The organism is Streptococcus sp. CF8_Ac1-9 (genome assembly GCF_024295565.1).
Taxonomy (GTDB): domain Bacteria; phylum Bacillota; class Bacilli; order Lactobacillales; family Streptococcaceae; genus Streptococcus; species Streptococcus parasanguinis_X.
On record NZ_JANCOY010000003.1, the window covers coordinates 156282 to 180056 of the forward strand.

Below are 23775 nucleotides of genomic sequence, written 5' to 3' on the forward strand. Positions count from 1 at the left end.
ATGAATAGAATAATAGAAAATAAACGAATATTTAAATTTATAGTCATTAGTTTGTTTCTGCTACTGTTAATTGTGATAAGCACATTAGCCTTTAAAAAAAATTATAAAAAACCTGAAAGTGCTGAATACTCAATTGAAAAATTTTCAAAGGTCGAAGATGCAGTTTACTTTTTTGGAAATCAACGGAAATATGTACTGTTAAATAATAACTCTGATTTTAATTTTGGTGGTGGGCGATTTGCTTATACGACAGAACGAAAAGTGATGACAAAAAAGGATGGTATCGATGTAACTGATGAAAAACGTATGCCAAAGTCAGATTATTGGAGACTTCGTCTATATGATTACAGCACAGAGAATTTAGCTGTTATACAAGTGGATTTGAACAAAGCAGTTGAAGAATATCGAGCAGATTTCTATCCTATTCGTTTTTCAATTTTTACCTATCATAATAATCCTAAAAACACTATTAATATAGATGTGAAAAATAAGAAAGGTATTTTTAAAACTTTCGTCTTGAATATTAATACTGGGAAAGTTGAAGGGGAGTTCAAAGAACGCTCAGATAAATATGATACCGTACCAAATTTTTATTACACAACATTAGGAGAGTATGTTAAAGGGAAGGGATATTTTGTAGATCATAATATTACCACTATTAGTGACTTTCAAAAAGAAGGTAAAAATTTGAATACAAATATCAATCTATTTAAGGACTATCCAGAAATTGAAGAGAAAATAAAAGATGATTGGATTTTTGAACCACAAGAACAATATGTGACACCAGAGGAGTGGTTTAATAAGGTCCTTTATTGGATGGCACCTCAGGGTGAAGAAAAGCTAACTATTTATGGTGTAGATAAAAAGGGTCAGGTATCAGATATTCCTATCACTACCTATGAGGAATACCAAGCTTGGATTCAAAAACAAGAATCGGAAAGGAGTAAGGATGAAGCGGATTAATCCAGAAAGAATTAAGAGTATCAAAGTGAGCATGAATTCATCCACAGATGAAATGTCAGACGGTGTTAAATCGTTAATTGAAGCTCCTGTAACAGGAAATTTTGAAGAATGCGTTAAGTTAACAAAAAAATCGATGGGTAACCTGGTCAAAACTGTAGATTCTTTGGATGCATATTTAAATAGTGTTGCCGATGCTTTTGCCAAAACGGATGCTAGTTTAGCAGCTTCAATTGATGGAGGGCTTTATAGTGTACCACCAAAGCAGACGTGGCAAGAGAAGCAAGAAAGCTATATTTCAGAGGGGAAAAATTTATCAGATAGATATAATCGTAGAAAATTAGTAGATGTTTATAATGGTCAATATAATGATTTTCCATCGTAATCAACCTTATGGATTACTAAAATAATCACATTATTGGTAAAATTTTTGTCTTTTTTAGGAGATTGATTTTTTAAAAAGAAATTTATTTTTTTGATTTAAACTTACTTTTTTCTCGTTTTGTTTTAAAGAATAGTAAGTAAAATGTGTAGAGCGAAAAATTACGTACAAGGGAAAACCACGGTTCTCTCTTTTAGAACGAAGACAAACGTCAATTTGATGTTTGTCTTTTTAAATCCAACTCAATCACAAAAGAAGGGAAATGATCCATGAAAAAGATGATGGTATTGCTGGCGAGTGTACTTGTTTTAACAGCCTGTGCTCAGCCTAAAAAAGAGGCCAAGGAGGCAACTGCAAGCAAAACGGAGCAAACTACAAAGGCTTCCCCGTCTGCTAAAGAGGAAAAGGGCTTGAAATTTGTAGTTGCACCTCAATATGAAGGAAAAACATCTGATTTGATTGAATTGGGTAAGAAGTTGGTTAAGGAGCATCCGGAAGTTGGCGATCAAGGGGATATCACTGTATATTATACAGGGAACACCTATACTGTAGAGCAACAAGAATATGCAGTATTTATGTTGGTCAATAAAACTACAACGAATATTGATCGTGATGCGACCTTTAAAATTAGCTGGAGTTATGATGGCCACTCGATTTATCAAGATCAAGTGGTCCAGTATAGTCTATCGAACAACCCTAAGTTACCGACCCAATCAGCGACTCTCTTATTGCTTCCTTTGACGAGCGAACAAAGCTCGATCGTAGAGAAGATATCAGATGAAACGAAGATGAGTCTGAGTATTACAGACATTATGATGAAGTAGGTGATGGGGATGCCCGATATCAGAATACTTCTAGTCATTGCTGCGGCTGTTATTGGATTTCCTTTATTTGAAGTACTCTTTTTTGGATATTTTTATAGAAGAGAAGTTAGGATTAAGACCCTCTCGTCAAAGAGCGTTGAGGGAGTGGTAGTTGGCTATAAGCGGGCACAAATTGTAGCGGCTCCAATTGTAGAATATAGAGTGGATGGTCAGACCTATCGAAATAGCCTGAAATATTATCGGGTGGTGCGAGTGACTCTTCCTTGGAAGACGAATCAAGCGGCTAGCGACATCGATTTGATGGCACAAAGGATAACCATCTACACCAATTCTACAGTCTCAAAAGGGAATCTGTTTCAAGATGCTTTTCCACTGGGATCGAGCATGACGGTCTGGTATAATCCAGCCTGTCCAAAAGAATCATACGTTGAACGCTATGGTGGACTAGACAGGCTTTTTAAACGGCAAATGTGGATTGGAATCTGGATGTTAATTTTATTGCCTATTTTAGCAGTTGTGGCCATCATCATGGGGATGAAGTATAAATGATAGATCAGCCCTAACTGAATAAATGACGAAAAGAAATCACCGTCCTATCGGTGATTTTTTTGTCTTCACTTCTCTCTCGAATTAATCCTTAAATTGTGATAAAATAAAGGTTACGAATGTTTTTGACTGGTCTGTTTTTGCTTAGAAGCGGGCCACTCAAAAGCGAGCAAAAGAATCAATATCAAGGGAGAAACAATGTCCAACACCTTTGAAATTTTAATGGATCAGCTGGATATGCCGCTGGAAATGCGATCTTCCAGTGCCTTTTTGCATGCGGAGATTCAAGAAGTCGTGGTGCACAAGGTCAGTCGGGTTTGGGAGTTCCGCTTTGCCTTTGCGGAAGTTTTGCCGATTGCTTTGTTTAAGGAATTGCGCCAGCGCTTGAAGGATGAATTTTCAAAGACAGGAAACCAGGCGACCTTTACCATCCAAGTGGCCAATCAGGATTTTTCTGCAGATTTATTGCAGGCCTACTACCGGGAGGTCTTTGAAGATGGGCCTTGCGCTAGTCAAGGCTTTAAGGGACTTTACCAAGACTTGCAGGTGCGAGCAGAAGGGCAGGAATTGATCATCTCTGGGCCGTCTTCGGTCGATACGGAGCATTTTCGTAAGAACCATTTGCCCAACCTTGCCAAGCAGTTGGAAGCCTTTGGTTTTCCGCATTTCACCTGTCGAGTGGAGTCTGATGAGGAGTTGACAGAGCAAGAAGTGGCGCGCTTTGAGGAGGAAAATGAAAAGATCTTCCAAGCGGCCAATGAAGAGACCTTGCGGGCTATGGAATCCTTGGCCCAGATGGCTCCGCCACCAGCGGTTGAAGAAAAACCAGCTTTCGATTTCAAGGCTAAGAAGGCGGCAACTAAACCTAAGCTAGACAAGGCTGAGATCACTCCGATGATCGAGATTACGACAGAAGAGAACCGGATTGTCTTTGAGGGTGTGGTCTTTGACGTGGAGCACAAGGTGACACGGACCGGTCGGGTTTTGATCAGCTTTAAGATGACCGACTATACCTCGAGTTTTTCCCTTCAGAAATGGGTTAAAAATGAGGAAGAAGCCCAGAAGTTTGACATGATCAAGAAGAACAGCTGGCTCCGGGTGCGGGGAAATATCGAAATGAACAATTTCACGCGCGACTTGACCATGAATGTCCAAGACATCCAGGAAGTCGTCCATTATGCCCGCAAGGACCTGATGCCAGAGGGTGAGCGCCGGGTGGAATTCCACGCGCATACCAATATGTCGACGATGGATGCCCTGCCGGAAGTCGAAGAGCTGATCGCCAAGGCAGCTGAGTGGGGCCATAAGGCGGTGGCCATCACCGACCATGGCAATGTGCAGAGCTTCCCACATGGCTTTAAAGCAGCCAAGAAAGCTGGGATCCAGCTGATCTATGGGATGGAAGCCAATATCGTAGAGGACAAGGTACCCATTACCTATAACGAGGTGGATCTGGACCTCAATGAAGCGACTTATGTGGTCTTTGACGTGGAAACGACGGGACTGTCAGCCATCTACAATGACTTGATTCAGGTCGCTGCTTCTAAGATGTACAAGGGCAATGTCATTGAGGAATTTGACGAATTTATCGATCCGGGCCATCCTCTGTCCGCCTTTACGACCCAATTGACAGGGATCACCAACGAGCATGTTCGGGGGGCTAAGCCCTTGGTACAGGTCTTGAAGGAGTTTCAGGCCTTCTGTGAGGGAACGGTTCTCGTTGCCCACAATGCCACCTTTGACGTGGGCTTCATGAATGCCAACTATGAGCGTCATGGTCTTCCCAAGATCACTCAACCGGTCATCGATACCCTGGAATTCGCCCGCAACCTCTATCCAGATTTTAAACGGCATGGTTTGGGGCCATTGACCAAGCGCTTTGGGGTAGGCTTGGAGCATCACCACATGGCCAACTACGATGCGGAAGCGACGGGGCGCCTGCTCTTTATCTTCATCAAAGATGTCGCTGAAAAGCACGGGGTGACCAATCTCAAGGATCTGAATATCGATTTGATCGATGAAAATTCTTATAAGAAGGCTCGAGTCAAGCATGCGACTCTTTATGTCAAGAATCAGACCGGCCTTAAGAACATGTTTAAACTGGTCTCACTTTCTGGGACCAAGTATTTCGAAGGAGTCCCTCGGATTCCCAAGACTGTGCTGGACGCCCACCGCGAGGGCTTGATCCTCGGATCGGCCTGCTCAGAAGGGGAAGTCTTTGATGCGGTCATGTCGCAAGGTGTGGATGCGGCAGTCGAAGTGGCTAAGTACTACGACTTTATCGAGGTTATGCCACCGGCTATCTATGCGCCCCTCATTGCCAAGGAGCAGGTCAAGGACATGGACGAGCTCCAGACCATTATCAAGAGCTTGATCGAAGTGGGGGATCGTCTCGGCAAGCCCGTTCTTGCGACAGGAAATGTCCACTATCTGGAGCCGGAAGATGAGATCTATCGGGAGATCATTGTCCGTAGTCTCGGTCAAGGGGCCATGATCAACCGGACCATTGGGCACGGAGAAGATGCCCAGCCAGCGCCTCTGCCAAAAGCGCATTTCAGAACTACCAATGAAATGCTGGACGAATTTGCCTTTTTGGGAGAAGACTTGGCGCGCAAGATTGTTATTGAAAACACCAATGCACTCGCAGAGACCTTTGAGCCGGTCGAAGTGGTCAAGGGGGACCTCTATACGCCATTTATCGACAAGGCCGAAGAAACGGTTGCGGAATTGACCTATAAGCGGGCCTTTGAGATCTATGGTAATCCGCTCCCTGATATTGTCGATCTGCGGATTGAAAAGGAATTAACCTCTATCTTGGGGAATGGCTTTGCCGTGATTTATCTGGCTTCACAGATGCTGGTGCACCGTTCCAATGAGCGGGGCTACCTGGTTGGATCGCGTGGATCCGTCGGATCCAGCTTTGTCGCGACCATGATCGGGATCACCGAGGTCAATCCACTTTCGCCTCACTATGTTTGTAGCCAGTGCCAGTACAGTGAATTCATCACCGACGGTTCTTATGGATCTGGTTTTGATATGCCGGACAAGGATTGTCTAAACTGTGGCCATAAGCTCAGCAAAAATGGACAAGATATTCCTTTTGAAACCTTCCTTGGTTTCGATGGGGACAAGGTACCCGATATCGATTTGAACTTCTCTGGGGAAGACCAGCCGAGTGCCCACTTAGATGTCCGGGATATCTTTGGGGAAGAATATGCCTTCCGGGCAGGAACGGTAGGTACGGTCGCAGCTAAGACCGCCTATGGTTTTGTCAAGGGCTATGAGCGGGATTTTGGCAAGTACTACCGAGATGCCGAGGTCGAACGCTTAGCTCTTGGTGCAGCTGGGGTCAAACGGACGACCGGTCAGCACCCGGGGGGAATCGTTGTTATTCCAAACTATATGGATGTCTATGACTTTACTCCGGTCCAGTATCCGGCAGATGATGTGACCGCTGAATGGCAGACCACTCACTTTAACTTCCACGATATCGATGAAAACGTCCTCAAACTCGATGTCCTGGGACATGATGATCCGACCATGATTCGGAAGCTCCAGGACTTGTCAGGTATTGATCCAAATGATATCCCTATGGATGATCCAGGGGTCATGGCCCTCTTTTCTGGGACAGAAGTGCTAGGGGTAACAGCCGAGCAGATTGGAACACCGACAGGGATGTTGGGGATTCCAGAGTTTGGGACCAACTTTGTTCGGGGCATGGTCGAAGAGACTCATCCGACGACCTTCGCAGAGTTACTTCAGCTCTCTGGTCTTTCTCACGGTACCGACGTGTGGTTGGGAAATGCCCAAGACTTGATCAAGGCGGGCATTGCCGATCTATCGACCGTTATCGGGTGTCGGGACGACATCATGGTGTACCTCATGCACGCGGGTCTCAAGCCTAAGATGGCCTTTACCATCATGGAGCGCGTTAGGAAAGGGATGTGGCTCAAGATCTCAGAAGAAGAGCGCAATGGCTACATCCAAGCCATGAAGGAAAACAATGTCCCTGAATGGTACATCGAGTCCTGTGGAAAAATCAAGTACATGTTCCCGAAAGCCCATGCGGCGGCCTATGTTATGATGGCCCTTCGTGTAGCCTACTTTAAGGTACATCATCCACTTTATTACTACTGTGCTTACTTCTCGATTCGGGCCAAGGCTTTTGACATCAAAACCATGGGTGCAGGCCTTGAGGCCGTGAAAGCGCGGATGAAAGAAATCGCTGAAAAACGCAAGAACAACGAAGCTTCTAATGTAGAGATCGATCTCTACACCACCCTTGAGATTGTCAATGAAATGTGGGAGCGGGGCTTCAAGTTTGGCAAGCTAGACCTCTATCGCAGTCAGGCAACAGAATTCTTGATCGATGGAGATACCCTCATTCCGCCATTTGTTGCTATGGATGGTCTGGGAGAGAACGTTGCCAAGCAAATCGTGCGGGCGCGTGAAGAAGGAGAATTCCTCTCTAAGACCGAGCTCCGGAAGCGCGGCGGTGTTTCGTCTACCCTAGTTGAAAAGATGGATGAGATGGGCATTCTTGGCAATATGCCAGAGGATAACCAGTTGAGCCTCTTTGATGATTTGTTCTAGAAACAAAGGAATAGAACATAAAGGTTGACATTTTTGCGGAAGACAAACCAGCTGAAAAAGTCTTTGTCTACAAGCTAGAAGTGGCAGACAATGTGCTGCTCCTTTCCACCGCCATGATCTCAGGAGCGATTGCTCTAGCCGGCTTATTTTCAGCCTTGAAAGATTAACTGATAGCCTCTATTTTCCTGTTGAAAATAGAGGTTTTTCAGTCCTTTCAGATCTGATAAGTGTTTTCTTTGGCACTAGATTGTGTTACAATTTTTAGTGACAAGTGTTTATAACAAGGAAACAGAAAAGATGAAACAGAGGAAATGCGCGTGGCAAGATATTTAGTAGGGCCTTACAACAATAGTTGGAACTTTATGGATGCGATTGAAAAAGCGCAGGATGGGGATACCATCGAGTTTGAAAATGGGTATGTCTTTCAATGGCCGACAAATAAAGTGATCGAGATCGACAAGAACCTTCATTTTGTGGGGCATGTGGTTCCAAATCCAAATGGCAATGGGCGCATGTTTAACAACATCATTGAGGCTTCCTTCCGATTTGTAGAGGGAGCTCAGGTGACATTTGAAGATCTGTGGTTTAAAGTTGGTGGGAATTATACTGCCTTGCTCTTATGGAATAGCTCAGATATCACCTGTAAACAGGTCTATTTTGAAGCAACCACTCCGACAAATAGTGAATTTTTTATCTATATGGATACGCATTCGAAGTTGACACTGGAAGGAGTCGGGATGAAGGTTCCGGAAAAACACCAAAGTGCCATCGGTATGTCCGCTTCGGAATTGACTATTCGCAATTCAACGATTTTTTCTAAGATTGATCTGTCAGAAGGATCTAAATTGACCTTAGAAAATGTCCATATTGAAAAATTTGGGAATAATACGATCCATGCCAAGGACTCAGAAGTGATCGCAAAAAATTCAACGATTACAGGCGGGGATCTGGAAAAGGATTTTCCACCAGTTTGGTTGAGGAATGTCATCTGGGAGTCTGAAAACTGTAAAATTGAGTTGCCTACTGGAACTGGAGTCTGTCTTGACAATAATGTTCAATTCAATTCGGATTCGGATCGTATCACCTCCCTCAATTCATTCAATAGTATGATCCGAGCTCACCAGGCTACATTTACAGAATTTTTATGCGTCTATGAAGAGTCCTTTGCTTCCCTGACTGGAGAAACAACCTTCTTGAATGAGAATGCCGAAACCATTTCATTTGGCGTTTTTGATGATGGTGTGCTGATGGCTGAGCATATGATTTGTCATAAGATTGCGGATCCTAATATACGGCTTCAAGGTGGAGCCTTTGCGAAGGTGGGCACCATGACCTATAAGCAAGGGGATGCGCGTGATCTGACCAAGGAAATTGAGGATGACTGTGATTATCTTGTCGGTAGAGAAGTGGCCAAGGGCAATGCGCAAGTCGTTCCTACGGGACAAGCGACGGATGCAACGGTGGCTCCAACCACCGCAAGAGACTCTGGTCCAGAGAAGAAACAAGATGCTCTTCAAGAACTCAATAGCCTGATTGGTCTTGAAAAAGTCAAACATGAGATCAAGAAAATGATCAACATGGTGGAATTTAACAAGAAACGAATCGCCAGTGGCAAGGCACCTGAAAAGCAAACCTTGCACGCTGCTTTTATGGGAAATCCTGGTACAGGGAAAACCACTGTGGCACGTCTATTGGGACAAGTGCTTTTTGATGCAGGTGTTCTCTCAGGGGAGGAATTCCGTTTCGTGGAAGCAACGGAGTCCGATCTGATCTCTTCGAATATTGGAGGAACGGCTGAACAGACCCAAGCCCTGCTTGAAAAAGCGCGAGGAGGCATCCTCTTTATTGATGAAGCCTATAGCTTGGATAAAAAGGACAGCGGTGCGGACTTTGGGATCGAGGCGATCAATACCATTCTCAAATTTATGGAGGACAATCGTGACGACATCATGATTATCTTTGCCGGCTATACCAAGGAAATGGAGGAGTTCTTAAAGACCAATCCAGGCCTTCGTTCTCGGGTACCAAATAATTTCATCTTTGAAGATTTCACAGGAGATGAGATTGTCCAACTAGGTGAAATGATCCTGAGCAAAGGTGACTACAAACTCGAAGACCGGGATTACTATGCGCGGCATGTTAAACGGGCTTATGATGGCTCGCTAGATAAGAGCAATGGTCGCTGGATCCGTAACCTGGATGAGCAATTGACCAAGACCATGGCAGATCGGGTGGTGGCCCAAGGTTCTGACGATATTGAGACCATCCTCAATAGCGACATCGATGCTGTCCTTAACCAAGGCAAGTATCAAGCAGGAGCCGACAAGGAAGAAGATGGGATGGCTGCCCTCAACCGATTGGTTGGAATTGCTAAGGTGAAAGAGCAAGTTGAACAATTCGTGGCCATGGCTGAGTTCAACCAAAAACGGGCTGAACAAGGTGGCATCGTTGAAGATACGACCTTGCACTCTCTCTTTCTTGGAAACCCCGGTACAGGGAAAACGACTGTGGCCCGCATTTTGGGTAATATCCTCTTCCAAAAGGGGGTTATCAAGCAGAAGAAGTTCATCGAAGTATCCCGGAGCAATCTGGTTGGAGGCTACCAAGGTCAAACAGCCTTGAAGACGCGCGAAGTCCTAGAAAGTGCACTGGGTGGAGTCCTCTTTATCGATGAGGCCTATACGCTCTATACCGGTTTAAATGACGATTTTGGGAAAGAAGCCTTGGACGAAGTCCTCAAATTTATGGAGGACCACCGCCGCGATATCGTTATTATCTTTGCTGGTTACACGAAAGAGATGCACGACTTCTTGCAGGTCAATTCAGGTCTACAAAGCCGGATCCCAACTACATTTGATTTTGAAGACTACAGCCCAGATGAGATCGTGGAGATCGGTTTGTTGGGATTGCGTAAGCAAGGTTACCAGGTCAATGAAGCCCTTTATGGAGAGATTGTGAAAGGGAATTATATGCGTGCCAATGACCATAGTAATGGTCGCTGGGTCCGCAATCTCAATGAAAAACTCTTGCGCCAAGTATCAACTCGGGTAACCCGTGAAGGTAGTACAGACTACAATTCCATTTTGGATCAAGATTTGGAAGCTTTGAGAGAGAATAGCAGTTCAGAGCAACCCCATACCGTGGATGATCAAGGCTATGTTCTTCCTTAAGCTAGAAGGAACAAGAAAAAGGAGGCTGGGACAAAAGTCCTAGCCTCTCAATTATTTTTGGATTGTCGAGCAAGACGCAGTGGTTGAGTGGGCTCTACTACGCTGATTTCATCAGCTTTTACAGCCCTACTCAACTGTGCGGAGGTGGGACGACGAAATCGAATTCTAACGAATTACCGATTTCTGTCCCGCTCTCTTTTTGCATGAACTTATGGTATACTAGGAGGAGATCATACACTTATGAAGGAGAAAAAAATGGTTTTACCAAATTTTAAAGAGAACCTTGAAAAATATGCCAAATTGTTGGTGGCGAACGGTATCAACGTGCAACCTGGTCATACCTTGGTCTTGAACATTGATGTGGAACAAAGAGAATTGGCCCACTTGATTGTGAAGGAAGCCTATGCATTGGGGGCGCACGAAGTGATTGTCCAATGGGCAGATGATTTTACTACCCGGGAAAAATTCCTCCATGCACCGATGGATCGTTTGGACAATGTGCCAGACTATAAGATCGCGGAAATGAACTACCTCTTAGACCACAAGGCTAGTCGTTTGGGTGTGCGCTCGTCTGATCCAGGTGCCTTAAATGGTGTTGATGCAGAGAAGCTTTCTGCCTCTGCCAAGGCCTTGGGTATAGCCATGAAACCAATGCGCATCGCTACTCAATCTAACAAGGTCAGCTGGACCGTGGCTGCAGCAGCAGGTTTAGAATGGGCGAAAAAGGTCTTCCCAAATGCGGCGAGCGATGAAGAAGCAGTGGATCTCCTGTGGGATCAAATCTTCAAGACTTGCCGAGTCTATGAGGAAGATCCAGTCAAGGCTTGGGAAGAGCATGCTGCTATTCTCAAGAGCAAGGCAGATACACTGAATAAGGAACAATTCTCAGCCCTTCATTACACAGCGCCTGGTACAGATTTGACTCTTGGCTTGCCGAAAAACCACGTCTGGGAATCTGCCGGAGCCATCAATGCCCAAGGTGAAAGCTTCTTGCCAAACATGCCGACAGAAGAGGTCTTCACAGCTCCTGACTTCCGTCGCGCAGAAGGCTATGTAACGTCTACAAAACCGCTTAGCTACAATGGAAACATCATCGAAGGCATCAAAGTGACCTTTGAAAGTGGAGAAATCGTAGATATCACAGCAGAAAAAGGCGATCAAGTTATGAAAGATTTGGTCTTCAAAAACAAGGGAGCGCGTGCCTTGGGTGAATGTGCCCTCGTACCAGATCCAAGTCCAATTTCCCAATCAGGCATTACCTTCTTTAACACCCTCTTTGATGAAAATGCCTCTAACCACTTGGCCATCGGAGCAGCCTATGCAACTAGTGTAGAAGGTGGTGCAGAGTTCACAGAAGAAGAACTCGAAGCAGCCGGCCTCAACCGATCAGACGTCCACGTCGACTTCATGATCGGCTCAAGCCAAATGGATATCGACGGTATCCGTGAGGATGGAACACGCGTACCACTCTTCCGTAATGGAGATTGGGCAATTTAAGGAGAAACTATGATTGGAAGTATGTTTGTCGGTCTTTTGATCGGACTTCTAGCTGGAGCTATCACCAATCGTGGCGAACGCATGGGATGTTTTGGGAAAATGTTCCTGGGCTGGATTGGTGCCTTTTTAGGACAATTACTCTTTGGTGCTTGGGGACCAAGCCTAAACGGTACAGCAATTATCCCATCGATTCTCGGTGCCATGATTTTATTAGCCATCTTCTGGGAAAGAGGAAGCTAGGTTTAACTTGCTAAAACAGATAGAGTGGTTGGAAATCTTCCAACCTCTTTTTTAGTCAAAACTTGATCATCAAAGTAAAATCAGGTATGATGGAAGGTATGTTCTGTTATGATTAAATAAGATAATTATGGCTGTGGTAGACTGGTGAAAAGTTAGTTTAGTTTCTCCGTCTAAGAATGAAACAGTATAGAAAGTAAGATCAATCTATGTTTAAACCAGTAAAACTCGAGTATTTGCCGAAAATGAATTTTCGCTATCGTTTGTTAAAAGTAGAGAATGAGTGGTATTTAATGGAAGTCGATCGGCCAATTATGACAAGTTATTTTCTCCCATGGTTTACCTATTTTGTCCCTCATAAAGCCTATCAGCTGACAGAGGATGAAGTACAAACAATAGCTCCAAAAGTGCTTGAAAGAGATAAGAACATACTTTCAAGTCAGACTAAAGCAGGGATTTCAGCTCTTGGTGCTGGTTCCTTAGCAGTTTTACTAGGCAGAGCTTTTCCAATAGAGGATTATTTATATTTTAGCTCCCATCTACTTAATCTAGTGCTAATGATCCTTGTTCTATGTATTGTTATTGGACTTCGTATTTGGCTGAGTACTAGGAAAATAGAGACGGTAATGATAGCTTCTCAAAAAGCTAATAGAATCTATTGTCGCCCCGTAAAATTTAGGATAGTACTAAGAAATCTTTTATTGTTGATAGTTCCTTTGTTTTTGTCAAGTGCAATGATTTACTCAGTTTTGAGTAAAATTAAACCAAATTTAATTGTTCATATGGTCCTATTTATTACTTCATTTATGTATTTAGCATCAGCTATTTTAGGCTTATATGCTCCAGGCGAGGATTATAAGGTAAAAATAAAAAAATAGGAAAAATAATATTCAGTAAGGACTTGTTTCTCTGCTGAAAATTATAACTATCAAGAAAGATCAATCTATGTTTAAACCAGCAAAAATCGAACGGTTGCCCAAAATGAACTTTCGTTACCATTTATTAAAAGTTGATGGAGAGTGGTATTTGATGGAAGTCGATCGGCCGATTATCATTACCTATTTTCTTCCGTGGTTTGTTTATTTTATCCCTCATAAAGCCTATCAACTTACCGAGGATGAAGTAGAAACCATAGCTCCAAAAGTATTTGAACGAGACAAGAAGCGTCAGAGTTTAGTGAATAACAAAATTGGGAAGACATCCCTTGGTCTAGGTGTAACCTCCATGCTATTGGCAAGGGCGTTTCCAATAGAAAAATACCTCAATTTTACCTCTCACTTGCTTAATCTATCCTTGATGATGTTGATTTTAATTTTTGTAGTGGGACTTCGGATTTGGATGGGTAGAGGGGAAGGGATGCAGGAAATTGTGGCAGATAAAACACCTCGAAAAGTGTATTGCTTTCCTGAATATATAAAAAACATACTATTACTTTTAATATATGTAACTTTTCTTATAGTCATGTTCATTGCAGTATGTTATGCAATTTTAATAAACTTTGAGCCCAATTTTATAATACATTTTGGTCTATTAATCTCATCATTTCTGTTTTTTATCTCTGGGAATTTAATTTTTTATTCCCCAATTATCTCTTTCAAAGCTAAAGTCAAGTAGATCCAGTCAAGTGAAATTCAGAAGTAAGAGCAGCGTCCATCTGCTTTTGGACCTTAAAACAATTTTTTAGAAAGGAGCATGTCATGAAAAACGAAAAGAAAGTCGATATTGAGCAGGCGAACAAAGTCTACTTTAAAAGTTTAGCCAATACACGCGCTTCAGCGGCTATGATGATCAATTCGTGGACAGGCGTATTACTGTTCGCATTTGAAATCCTTTGTTTTTATTCGTATGATGTATCGAAAGGTATAAAACCATTTAGTCATTGGTTTTTTGATATCCTTGTCATCTATTGTCTTTACCATATCATTGCATTTTTCTTGTCGTTAATGGGGGCATTTATATATAGAAGACAAGTGTTGTCAACGACTCTACTCTTATTCACCTATGCAGGAATGTTTTTATCGCTCCAAGTCATGGGCTTGCTCATCATTGTTTCTGCTCTGGCAAATAAAGAATTTGAGGTAGGTTTCCCAAAATATGGCTTCATCGTCATTCCTTTTCTTGTGATTTGTACCTTATTGGGCTTTATTTATCATTATTTTTGGCTTAAGAAGCAGTTAAAGATTGGCTTTTCACCAACTAGAACCTTGGGAAATTATTTCGCAAAATCAAGTAGTTACAGTAGCAATGCCCTAACGATCATCTTCGTCTGCTCCATGATAGGAGCGGCCCTTACTGGCTATTATGGAGTGGTGCTAGGAGTATCCGTAAGCATACTATTCAGTTACGCCTTTACTCAGTTGCTGACAGAAGTGGGCTACCTTTTGTATTTGAAAACAAAAAGCAAGGAATACTGGGAGGATGAACCTGAGAATAATCCGACGTTGTGGGATTTACTATGGAATTGGTTGAAAGGCTTCAGTCTGAAAAAAGCTAAACTTCGTATTCCGTTAGAAATAGTGAGCTATCTATTGATAATTGTAGCACTTGATCATTTAGGATATGCTGATGCAAAGGTAAGACGACCAATTTTATTAGTGTGGTTTGTCAGAATGATTACCCTAGGAATCGTCTTGGACTTCTTCATTAGCATAGCGCGTACCATCATGCGTAAGTTTTCGAATAAAAAGCAAGGCAAAAAATAACAAAAAAATACCTAACCGAGAGTTTTCTCAGTTAGGTATTTTTGTCGGTTACGCTATTCTAATATCAAAAGGCCTTCTTTGATTTCAAATGGGTTGTTTGGGTTGATGCGGTCATAGAACATGATGCCGTTGGTGTGGTCGATTTCATGTTGAACGACGATGGAGTTGTAGCCTTTGAGTTTGATGCGTTTCTTTTCCCCATCTTTTGTGAAATACTCAACCGTCACGCGGGCATGTCGAACCACATAGCCTGGGACGTTGCGGTCTACAGAGAGACAGCCTTCCCCATCTCCAAGTGCCGCATCTTGCACAGAATGGGCAACAACCTTTGGATTGTACATGACTTCTTGAAGGCTATAGGCTTCTTTTGGTGGGTTGCCATCGGCATCTTCTGGATTGGGCACCAAAACAGCGATAATGCGTTTCGAGATGTCCAGCTGAGGAGCAGCGAGTCCCACTCCTCCACGGAGGCCAAGTTTTTCAGCCATAACAGGGTCTTGAGAATGGTGCAAGAATTGCATCATTTTTTCACCCAGGATAATTTCCTGATCAGACAAAGGGAAGGTCACATCTTCCGCAACAGCTCGAAGTGTTGGATTTCCTTCGCGGATGATGTCATCCATATCAATCAAATGGGATGCTCTTGTAACTTTTTCAATTGCTTTCATTGTCTTACTCTCACTTTCTTTCTACCTTCCATGATAACACAAAAGAACGTGAAATTAAAGTTTTCTGTCAGTTGTTTCCGTGTGTTTGATGGACAAGTCGCCCATTCTTTTTTGGTCTAAAATCGTATAGACCCGCCCTTCTCTTTGGATCAACCCCTCGTCAATCATCTGCTTGATCACGCGGCTAAGGTGGCGGTAGCTGATCCCAAAACGCAGGGCCAGTTGATTCATCTTGGGCTTGAGGATCCCGTTTTCATCACCATGTTCCAAAAAATGTGTAGCGAGGCGCTCCTTGACCGAATAATGAAAGTTAGCAGGAGCCAAATAGTTGATCTGGTGCAATTTCTCAGCCAAGGTCTTGGCCGTAGAGCGCAAAAAGGTGGGATCCAGCAGGAGGCGGTCCTTGAAATGCCGAGCAGAGAGCTGGACGACTAGTGAGTCTTGGTCTGTAATGACCGATGTGATACAGACCCGATCGAGCAGGAGCTCAATCTCTCCTAACAGTCCAGGTTTTTCTTGGATTTCAAGGATGGTGTCGCTACCATTTTCAAGACTGTGGACGATCTTGAGCCGACCTTTGAGAAAATAAGGAATGACATCTTGGTCAGAACCCTGGCGGCAGATATACTCTCCAGCCTGATAGAGAACGAGGTCCAGCTGACTAAGACAGTCACCTGGAAAGATCTGATCCAATTGGTAATCAGTGATGATCTCCATGAGTTTCGTAGATGGGGAAATTTTTTTCATCTCAATCTCCTAAAATAGGACAAATGTCCTATTTTTCTCTTTCTAAATTGATTATACTAGGATTCTATTGAAAATACTAGTTTGAATCTTTTCTAAAAAAATAGTAAAGTCAAATGTTACCAGTAAAGTGTAGGAAATAAAAAAATGAAAAAAACAATGGAAAGAATCAGTCTCTTGAGCTTGTCGCTCATGCTGATCTCATCTTTTTCAATTACAGCCGGTTTGCCAGCTATGAAGGCCTATTTTAGCCAATTCGGATATTCAGCAGGCCAGGTGGAACTCTTGGTTTCCCTGCCGGCCTTTGCGGTTGTGGTCATGCTCTTTTTAAATAGCCTGATCGAGCGGTGGATGAGTGAGCGCCAGATGATTGTCGCAGGGCTCTTGCTCTTTTCAACTAGCGGCCTTGTGCCTTTGGTCGTGCAGGACTATCCTCTCATCTTTCTGAGTCGTATTCTCTTTGGTTTGGGGACAGGAATGATCAATGCCAAGGCTATTTCGATTATCAGTGAACGGTACTCAGGCAATGACAAGACTCGGATGCTGGGCTATCGGGGGTCTGCTGAAGTGGTGGGCTCTGCCATCTTGACTTTTATTGTTGGACAACTCTTACCCCTAGGCTGGCCAGCGATCTTTGCCGTATATGGAGGTGGTTACTTGATTTTACTCCTCTATATCCTTTTTGTCCCCTATCCTAAGGGGAAAAAACAGGCTAGCTTGAAGGAGAAAAAGAAAGGTTCCGCACGCCTTCGCTCCCCTCAATGGCGTTTTAGTCTGATGCTAGCCGTGATTGCTGGTATCATCATTTGTTTCAATTCTATCATTAGCCTGCGCGTGCCGGATATCATTGTTGACGCTCGTATGGGAACGGCGACAACAGCTGGAACAGTCCTAAGTCTGATGCAATTGACAGGGATTGTAGCGGGAGTGGGATTTGCTAGTTTGACACATGTTTTCAAAAAGAACTTGCTCATGATCATGTGCTTTGGTTTCGGTCTAGCTTTAGCCTTGATTGGCTTGTCTGGACAGCTGTGGAGCCTGGTTCTAGGAACCCTCTTGGCAGGATTTACCTACAGTACGGGGGTCACCAGTATCTTCTATCACTTATCTGAAAAAATTCCGACTAATCTCCTGAATCTTGCGACCTCGCTTGTCTTGATTGGCTGCAATCTCGGATCAGCCGTCTCTTCTTTCTTCATCCAGTTGGTGACGCCACTAGCTCCTTCCAATCATCTGCTCTTTGTCTGGATTGGTGCTTTGATGCTCCTAACAGGAGTCTTCGCCTCACAATTACTAGCACGAACGAAATGATGGAGAAATCATTTCGTTTTTTTAATTCAATCTATTGCGTCCTGTCACTAGCTCGTGTTATTATAGGAGGAGTGTGAAAAAAAGATTAGTTTAAAGGAAAAAATAATGAAAAGAATCATGGAGAAAGTGAGTATTCTCGCGCTTTCATTTATTTTGACGACCTCGTTTTCGATTTCGAGTGCGCAGTCGGCCATGTTTGCCTATTACAAGGAAATTCCTCACAGCATGATTGAGCTCTTGGTCTCGCTTCCTTCTGCAGGGATCATGGTTTCACTCATTTTCAATAAATGGATTGGGCGACTATTTTCAGAGCGTCAGATGATTGTGATAGGCCTAGTCGCTTACGCTCTATGTGGCTTTATTCCCTTAATCAGTCCAGCTTATCCGGTTGTCTTTTTGTCTCGGATTATTTTCGGGATGGCGGTTGGCTTACTCAATGTTTCTGCCATTGCCATTATCAGTGAGCGCTATAAAGGAAAAGAACGTGTCCAAACACTTGGCATTCGTGGCTCTGCAGAAGTTGTCGGGACAGCAGTTCTGACCTTTGGGGTTAGCCTTTTGATCCGCTTTGGCTGGCAGGCTGCCTTTCTCGTCTATGGAATCAGTATTCCTATCTTGCTCTTGTATCTCTTATTTGTCCCTTATGGTTCGAAAACAGTGGATGCAGAGGAGAAACATCGGAATGATCAAATGACAGCTAGTCAATGGCGGACTACGCTCGGCTTAGCGGTCGTTGCGGCAGCTATCGTCTTGTCCAATGTCATGATCACCGTTCGGATTCCAAGTGTGGTAGAACAAATTGGACATGGCACTGCCCAAACTGCTGGGGTTATATTAGCAGCCATGCAATTTGTTGGGATCTTGGCAGGATTAGCCTTCTCCCCATTAACCCAGCTCTTCCGCGATCGCTTGTTGGTAGTTTCGGGAGTGGCCTATGGCTTGACCCAAATGTTGATCGGGGTTTCTACCAATCTCTGGATGCTCGCCATTGTGACCATCCTTGCAGGCTTCGCCTACAGTGTAGCTCTTACAACTGTTTATAATGTCTTATCTGATCAGATGCCAGCTGGAGTATTAAGTCAGGCAACATCCATTGCGGTGTTGGGGTGTAGTGCAGGTTCGATCGCAACGACCTTTGTTCTCAGCCTCTTAGGAACTGTCTCCTCAACTCCTGCCTTTATTTTTGGATTTTCTGGTATCCTCATGATCCTGATTTCCTTTTTTGGCCTTTGGATTGTGCGAAAGAGCGGGAAGTAATCATGCGTCTAGATAAATTTTTAGTGGATTGTGGCGTGGGGAGTAGGACCGAGGTCAAGCAGCTTCTCAAGCAAAATAAAATCGCAGTGAATGGAAAAAAAGAGACAGCAGGGAAGCTACAGATTGATCCAGACAAGGATCAGGTGACCTTTATGGGGGAAAATCTGGTCCATGAAACCTTTGTGTACTATCTGCTTAATAAACCAGCTGGAGTCATATCAGCGACTGAGGATGATCATCACCAAACTGTCTTGGATCTATTGGATGAGACAGCCCGTCACAAGGAAGTCTTTCCTGTCGGGCGCCTAGATATCGATACCCATGGCTTGCTCCTTTTGACCAATAATGGTAAGCTCGCCCATGCCATGCTGTCGCCGAAGAAGCATGTGTCGAAGGTCTACCGTGCCCAGGTGGCTGGGATCATGGATGAGGCAGATGTGGCCCGTTTTGAAGCAGGCATTGCCCTCAAAGATTTCACGACTTTGCCTGCGAGATTGCAGATCTTAGAGGTGGATGAGACAAGCGCCAGTTCCTATGTCGAAATTGAAATTGCAGAAGGAAAATTCCATCAGGTCAAGCGCATGGTCGCTGCCTGTGGCAAGGAAGTAGTGGATTTAGAGCGAATTTCTATGGGTCCTCTAACACTAGATCCCTCTCTTCAATTGGGAGAATGGCGGAGACTCCAATCTTCTGAACTCAAGTCCCTAGAGGTGTTCGGAGTTCCCTTATAAGCAAAAAACCAAGAGGCTGGGACAAAAGTCCTAGCCTCTCAATTGTCTTTGGATTGTCGAGCAAGACGCAGTGGTTGAGTGGCCTCTACTACGCTGATTTCATCAGCTTTTATAGCCCTACTCAACTGTGCGGAGGTGGGACGACGAAATCGAATTCTAACGAATGACCGATTTCTGTCTCACTCTCTATTTTTCTTTGTATCAAAAAAATGTACTTAAAATACAAAAAGCATATATAATAGCTTGTCTTCTCAAAGTAAATCGATTATAATGAAAAAAGATGGGTTGTGCATAAAATCACAATATGTAGTGATAATTTTTCGACTCACATACCTTATCTAGTAAACGTAGAAAAAGGAGAAAAATCGTTTATGAAAAAGAGGCTTTATTCTGTTGTGATAGCAGTTGCCCTATTTTTGGTAGCGGCTTTAGGATTTGCCAAACCCAATAGTCCGGCTAAAGTCCATGCAGATACGATCAATGATGTTGTGACATCTGTAAACATCTCGAAATCAACTGGTGGGGCCATTACAGATCCACTCGGTGTTTGGGAAAGTTTTCAAGTTGAAGCAAACTTTGTGTTGCCAAATGGACGTGTAAAAAAGGGAGATCAGACCGTTATCCAACTTGGAGATGACTTTAAGGTCTTTGAAACGGATACCATTGACCTGCTGGATCCAAGTGGTCAAAAAGTTGCGACAGCAACGGTAGATGATCAAAGAAAAGTCATCACTGTAACCTATACGGATTATCCTGAAAGAATGGCCAATGTGACAGGGAAACTGCGTTTCTTTGCGCGTGTAGACCACCAAGTCGTCAAAGGGCAAAAGACACTTGATTTTACTCTCACGATCGATAAGAAAGTGATTTCAGGTGGGAATATCGATTACAAAGGGGTGAACCCGGGTGAAAATCCTCCTACTCCAGAAGTCTTTAGCAAATGGGGTTGGACCAACTCAGATAATAAATTAAAATTGACCTATACCTTGAACATCAATCAAGGTCACACAGCTCTTCATAATATTGATATTAAGGACCAATTGGCCTTTACAGATGGAAAAATCAAAGCAGATTCTGTCAATATCCATACTGGAACTTGGCAGATCGATAACGAAGATGGTGCCTATCATTTACGAGATACCACCAATGTCACCAAGAATTATTCCCCTGTTGTCAGTGCCGATGGTCAATCTCTAACGGTTCACATCGGGGATCTAGCTCCAGAACAAGGAATGACGATTCGCTATGATGTTTATTTGGACAAGGTCCCAGCCATCAATACTTCCTACAAAAACAATGCGAAGATGACAGCTACAGAAATCAAGGAGCAAAATAAGGTTGCAGATATTCTGTATCAATTCCTTGATGGAGACTTCAATGGTGAGAAATACTCCTTTACGATTCATAAAAAAGGTGAAAATGGTCAGGCTCTTGCAGGTGCTGTTTTTGCTGTGACAGCAGATGATACAGGTGAGCAAGTTGGAACCATTACGACAGATGAGAATGGTGTTGGCACCATTACGGGCTTGATCAAACAGGCTTATACAGTTCAAGAGATCAAGGCTCCAACAGGTTATGTTCTCTCTGAAAAACCTATCAAGATCAGCAAGGACGATTTTGGAAATGACCTCGCGATTTCTCGTGATGTCGTAAACCAAAAAGAAAAAACAAGCGTTGCTGGTCAAAAGACATGGAATGATAATGATAACCAAGATGGCAAGCGTCCATCAAAAATCACAGTCAACCTCCTAGCAAATGGAGTTAAAGTTGCTTCTAAAGAAGTGAAACCAGATGCTGCAGGAACTTGGGCTTATCAGTTTGATAATCTCGATGTGGTCGATGATGCTGGTAATGTCATTGCCTACACTGTTTCAGAAGAACCTGTTGAAGGCTATGAAACAACTATCGAAGGAACCAATATTACCAACACTCGTACACCAGAAGTTGTTGAAATTCCAGTAACGAAGATCTGGAAAGATAATGATAATCAAGATGGTGTTCGTCCTGACAAGGTCACAGTTCGTCTCCTTGCAGATGGTACAGAAGTAGCTAGCCAAGAGCTAAGTGCAGCGACTGATTGGAAGACAGTCTTTACCAATCTTCCAAAATACAATCACGGTAAACAAATTCTCTACACAGTCACAGAAGACACAGTAGCCAATTACTCTGCTGCGATTGATGGAACAACTATTACCAATAGCTACAAGCCAGGTAAAACCAGCGTCACTGTTACAAAACGTTGGGAAGACAACAATGACCAAGATGGAAAACGTCCAAACACCATTAAGGTACAGCTTTATGCAGACGGCAAAGCTCAAGGAAAAGAAGTGGAACTTTCTGCTAAAAATAACTGGACTCATACCTTTAGCAATTTGCCTCTAAAAGCGAAAGGCAAAGAGATTCAGTACCAAGTGAAAGAAGTTGGGACAGTCAAAGGCTATACTAGTACGGTCGATGACAGTAACAAGGGAAATGTAGTGATCACCAATAGCCGCACACCAGAAGTAACAGAAGTAGCGGTCAAGAAGATCTGGGATGATGCAGACAATAAAGATGATCTTCGTCCTGAAAAAATCACAGTTCGTCTCCTTGCGGATGGTCAAGAAGTAGCTGTAAAAGAAATCACAGCTACTGATAATTGGCAGGCAAGCTTCACGGATCTACCCGTATACAAGGAAGGTAAGAAGATTGCCTACACGATTACAGAGGATCCAGTAGCAGGTTATACAAGCAACATTGATGGTTTCACGGTAACCAACCGTCATACGCCACCAACAACACCTCCTACCACACCACCAAGCACACCGCCAACGACACCGCCTACAACCCCACCAACGACACCGCCAACGACACCGCCTACAACCCCACCAACGACACCGCCAACAACACCTCCTACAACGCCACCGACGACACCACCAACAACGCCGCCAAGCACACCGGAAAAACCAGAAACTCCAACCACACCAAAAGAAGGAAAGAAAAAAATTCTTCCATCAACTGGTGAAGTTGTTGCTTACGGGTTGACCATACTCGGTGCACTCTTAGCAATTTTTGCTTTGGCTTTGCTCTTGCGTGGTAAACGGAAAGAGAAATAAGCTTCATACCGATAAAAGGCAAATATCCCAAAAGATATTTGTCTTTTTGAATAAGTTGCTTGAAGAATGATCCATCAAACTGTCCAAATTCCCAAGGTTCTTTTTAGAAAAGTGAAAAGCTCCTCTCAAAGGAAACATAAGTGTTTGACAGAAAGATGAAATCTTGATAGAATAAGAAGGTCGAATAGACAACTAACTCTTTCTTGGTAGCAGGATATGCCAAACCTGCCACTCGGATAGAGCATAAAGAAAAGGAGCTTATCATGGCAATCTCAAAAGAGAAAAAAAATGAAATCATTGCACAATACGCACGTCACGAAGGTGACACTGGTTCAGTAGAAGTACAAGTTGCTGTCCTTACTTGGGAAATCAACCACTTGAACGAACACATCAAACAACACAAAAAAGACCACGCTACTTACCGTGGTTTGATGAAGAAAATCGGTCGCCGTCGTAACTTGTTGGCTTACCTTCGTACAAACGACGTTAACCGTTACCGTGAGTTGATCAACTCTCTTGGACTTCGTCGTTAATCTGCTCTATTTTCCACTTACGCTGCGTTGTCACCTTGCCTCGATATACTCGAGTATAATCTTCGGCTACGGTTCCTAGCATCGTAAGGTAAAATAGACCAGATCTATCTCCCTTCGGGGAGATTTTTTGTTTTCACCAAGATTTTAGCCCGAGCTCAAAACAGCTCTCTGGATTCAGAGGGCTTTTTTGTTATCTTTTTTCGGACAAGATTCATGATTCTGAGTAAGTCGTTTTATTTGACAGATGTAATTGACAGAGTTACAATAGACACATCTTAAGAAATAGAGGTTATCGATATGATTGATATTACATATCTAGATGGTGCAAAACAAGAAAGAGTCATGCATTTTGATTCCTACGATGAGTTTGAACGCTCCCAACAAGCTTGCTTGATTGGGGTAGCAGATTTTTATCCTGTTGTGAAACTGACCTATAATGGGCATGAATTGGATTACCAAGGGACTTACGGAGATGTCTTCTTCTATTTGATGAAGCAAGATTTGACGCAGTACCAAAACTAAAGG

At 43.4% G+C, this 23775-nt stretch carries 19 protein-coding genes; 17 read left to right on the forward strand and 2 right to left on the reverse strand.

The genetic code is table 11. The features are described 5' to 3' along the window. From NML76_RS06655 to NML76_RS06705, 11 genes are all read left to right on the forward strand, one after another. Positions 1-963: a hypothetical protein gene (locus tag NML76_RS06655; protein WP_118397323.1), complete on the forward strand. Its 963-nt coding sequence runs from the start codon at positions 1-3 to the stop codon at positions 961-963. Beyond that, positions 950-1345 carry a hypothetical protein gene (locus NML76_RS06660; RefSeq protein ID WP_118397326.1) on the forward strand — a complete coding sequence of 132 codons (396 nt, stop codon included), beginning with the start codon at positions 950-952 and terminating at the stop codon, positions 1343-1345. Before NML76_RS06655 ends, NML76_RS06660 begins: the two co-directional genes overlap by 14 nt. 266 nt (positions 1346-1611) lie before the next feature. Continuing rightward, positions 1612-2166, forward strand: coding sequence for a hypothetical protein (locus NML76_RS06665; RefSeq protein ID WP_118397329.1), 555 nt, complete (start codon positions 1612-1614; stop codon positions 2164-2166). A 9-nt stretch (positions 2167-2175) separates the two neighbouring features. Beyond that, a complete protein-coding gene (locus tag NML76_RS06670; RefSeq protein WP_254733047.1) occupies positions 2176-2715 on the forward strand; it encodes a DUF3592 domain-containing protein in 540 nt (179 codons plus the stop codon). 195 nt (positions 2716-2910) lie between these two features. Further along, complete coding sequence (locus NML76_RS06675) at positions 2911-7305, forward strand: PolC-type DNA polymerase III (RefSeq protein WP_254733049.1); 4395 nt, start codon at positions 2911-2913, stop codon at positions 7303-7305. Positions 7306-7622: 317 nt separating this feature from the next. Further along, complete coding sequence (locus tag NML76_RS06680) at positions 7623-10475, forward strand: AAA family ATPase (protein ID WP_254733052.1); 2853 nt, start codon at positions 7623-7625, stop codon at positions 10473-10475. Positions 10476-10730: 255 nt separating this feature from the next. Next, positions 10731-11972 (forward strand): aminopeptidase, encoded by a 1242-nt coding sequence (locus tag NML76_RS06685; protein WP_201088189.1) that lies wholly within the window; start codon positions 10731-10733, stop codon positions 11970-11972. 9 nt (positions 11973-11981) lie between these two features. Further along, positions 11982-12212: a GlsB/YeaQ/YmgE family stress response membrane protein gene (locus tag NML76_RS06690; protein ID WP_003010011.1), complete on the forward strand. Its 231-nt coding sequence runs from the start codon at positions 11982-11984 to the stop codon at positions 12210-12212. 206 nt (positions 12213-12418) lie between these two features. Continuing rightward, positions 12419-13087 carry a DUF443 family protein gene (locus tag NML76_RS06695; RefSeq protein WP_254733055.1) on the forward strand — a complete coding sequence of 223 codons (669 nt, stop codon included), beginning with the start codon at positions 12419-12421 and terminating at the stop codon, positions 13085-13087. Between the two features lie 67 nt (positions 13088-13154). Beyond that, entirely contained in the window at positions 13155-13823 is a 669-nt protein-coding gene (locus NML76_RS06700) for a DUF443 family protein (RefSeq protein WP_251457190.1), read from the forward strand. 83 nt (positions 13824-13906) lie between these two features. Continuing rightward, positions 13907-14911, forward strand: a complete 1005-nt coding sequence (locus NML76_RS06705; protein WP_251457192.1) for a hypothetical protein — start codon at positions 13907-13909, stop codon at positions 14909-14911. Between the two features lie 53 nt (positions 14912-14964). On the opposite strand, the gene def is transcribed toward NML76_RS06705, so the two are convergent. Further along, on the reverse strand, positions 14965-15579 hold the full coding sequence (gene def, locus NML76_RS06710; protein WP_003004253.1) for a peptide deformylase: 615 nt from the start codon (positions 15577-15579) through the stop codon (positions 14965-14967). Positions 15580-15633: 54 nt separating this feature from the next. Then, complete coding sequence (locus NML76_RS06715; RefSeq protein ID WP_251457198.1) at positions 15634-16326, reverse strand: cyclic nucleotide-binding domain-containing protein; 693 nt, start codon at positions 16324-16326, stop codon at positions 15634-15636. 144 nt (positions 16327-16470) lie between these two features. Here NML76_RS06715 and NML76_RS06720 point away from each other — a divergent pair, with 144 nt between their 5' ends. The 6 genes from NML76_RS06720 (at position 16471) to NML76_RS06745 (ending at position 23772) form a co-directional block, all read left to right on the forward strand. Continuing rightward, positions 16471-17634, forward strand: a complete 1164-nt coding sequence (locus NML76_RS06720; protein ID WP_251457201.1) for an MFS transporter — start codon at positions 16471-16473, stop codon at positions 17632-17634. Between the two features lie 105 nt (positions 17635-17739). Beyond that, positions 17740-18891, forward strand: a complete 1152-nt coding sequence (locus NML76_RS06725; protein ID WP_254733058.1) for an MFS transporter — start codon at positions 17740-17742, stop codon at positions 18889-18891. 2 nt (positions 18892-18893) lie between these two features. After that, the gene (locus tag NML76_RS06730; RefSeq protein WP_254733061.1) at positions 18894-19622 is read left to right on the forward strand and encodes a pseudouridine synthase; all 729 of its coding nucleotides are present in this window, start codon (positions 18894-18896) and stop codon (positions 19620-19622) included. A 371-nt stretch (positions 19623-19993) separates the two neighbouring features. Beyond that, positions 19994-22717 carry a Cna B-type domain-containing protein gene (locus NML76_RS06735; protein ID WP_254733064.1) on the forward strand — a complete coding sequence of 908 codons (2724 nt, stop codon included), beginning with the start codon at positions 19994-19996 and terminating at the stop codon, positions 22715-22717. Between the two features lie 263 nt (positions 22718-22980). Beyond that, positions 22981-23250 (forward strand): 30S ribosomal protein S15, encoded by a 270-nt coding sequence (gene rpsO, locus NML76_RS06740; protein ID WP_003004251.1) that lies wholly within the window; start codon positions 22981-22983, stop codon positions 23248-23250. A 297-nt stretch (positions 23251-23547) separates the two neighbouring features. Next, positions 23548-23772, forward strand: coding sequence for a DUF4649 family protein (locus NML76_RS06745; RefSeq protein WP_024054957.1), 225 nt, complete (start codon positions 23548-23550; stop codon positions 23770-23772). The last annotated feature ends 3 nt before the right edge of the window (positions 23773-23775 follow it).

Excerpts from the sequence above, each read along its gene's own strand:
- NML76_RS06675 (WP_254733049.1), top strand. The coding sequence starts at position 2,911 with ATGTCCAACACCTTTGAAATTTTAATGGATCAGCTGGATATGCCGCTG.
- NML76_RS06665 (WP_118397329.1), top strand. The coding sequence starts at position 1,612 with ATGAAAAAGATGATGGTATTGCTGGCGAGTGTACTTGTTTTAACAGCC.
- NML76_RS06705 (WP_251457192.1), top strand. The coding sequence starts at position 13,907 with ATGAAAAACGAAAAGAAAGTCGATATTGAGCAGGCGAACAAAGTCTAC.
- NML76_RS06730 (WP_254733061.1), top strand. The coding sequence starts at position 18,894 with ATGCGTCTAGATAAATTTTTAGTGGATTGTGGCGTGGGGAGTAGGACC.
- def (WP_003004253.1), bottom strand. The coding sequence starts at position 15,579 with ATGAAAGCAATTGAAAAAGTTACAAGAGCATCCCATTTGATTGATATG.
- NML76_RS06660 (WP_118397326.1), top strand. The coding sequence starts at position 950 with ATGAAGCGGATTAATCCAGAAAGAATTAAGAGTATCAAAGTGAGCATG.
- NML76_RS06685 (WP_201088189.1), top strand. The coding sequence starts at position 10,731 with ATGGTTTTACCAAATTTTAAAGAGAACCTTGAAAAATATGCCAAATTG.
- NML76_RS06690 (WP_003010011.1), top strand. The coding sequence starts at position 11,982 with ATGATTGGAAGTATGTTTGTCGGTCTTTTGATCGGACTTCTAGCTGGA.
- NML76_RS06735 (WP_254733064.1), top strand. The coding sequence starts at position 19,994 with ATGAAAAAGAGGCTTTATTCTGTTGTGATAGCAGTTGCCCTATTTTTG.
- NML76_RS06725 (WP_254733058.1), top strand. The coding sequence starts at position 17,740 with ATGAAAAGAATCATGGAGAAAGTGAGTATTCTCGCGCTTTCATTTATT.
- NML76_RS06670 (WP_254733047.1), top strand. The coding sequence starts at position 2,176 with ATGCCCGATATCAGAATACTTCTAGTCATTGCTGCGGCTGTTATTGGA.
- NML76_RS06745 (WP_024054957.1), top strand. The coding sequence starts at position 23,548 with ATGATTGATATTACATATCTAGATGGTGCAAAACAAGAAAGAGTCATG.
- NML76_RS06695 (WP_254733055.1), top strand. The coding sequence starts at position 12,419 with ATGTTTAAACCAGTAAAACTCGAGTATTTGCCGAAAATGAATTTTCGC.
- NML76_RS06715 (WP_251457198.1), bottom strand. The coding sequence starts at position 16,326 with ATGAAAAAAATTTCCCCATCTACGAAACTCATGGAGATCATCACTGAT.
- NML76_RS06700 (WP_251457190.1), top strand. The coding sequence starts at position 13,155 with ATGTTTAAACCAGCAAAAATCGAACGGTTGCCCAAAATGAACTTTCGT.
- NML76_RS06655 (WP_118397323.1), top strand. The coding sequence starts at position 1 with ATGAATAGAATAATAGAAAATAAACGAATATTTAAATTTATAGTCATT.
- NML76_RS06720 (WP_251457201.1), top strand. The coding sequence starts at position 16,471 with ATGAAAAAAACAATGGAAAGAATCAGTCTCTTGAGCTTGTCGCTCATG.
- rpsO (WP_003004251.1), top strand. The coding sequence starts at position 22,981 with ATGGCAATCTCAAAAGAGAAAAAAAATGAAATCATTGCACAATACGCA.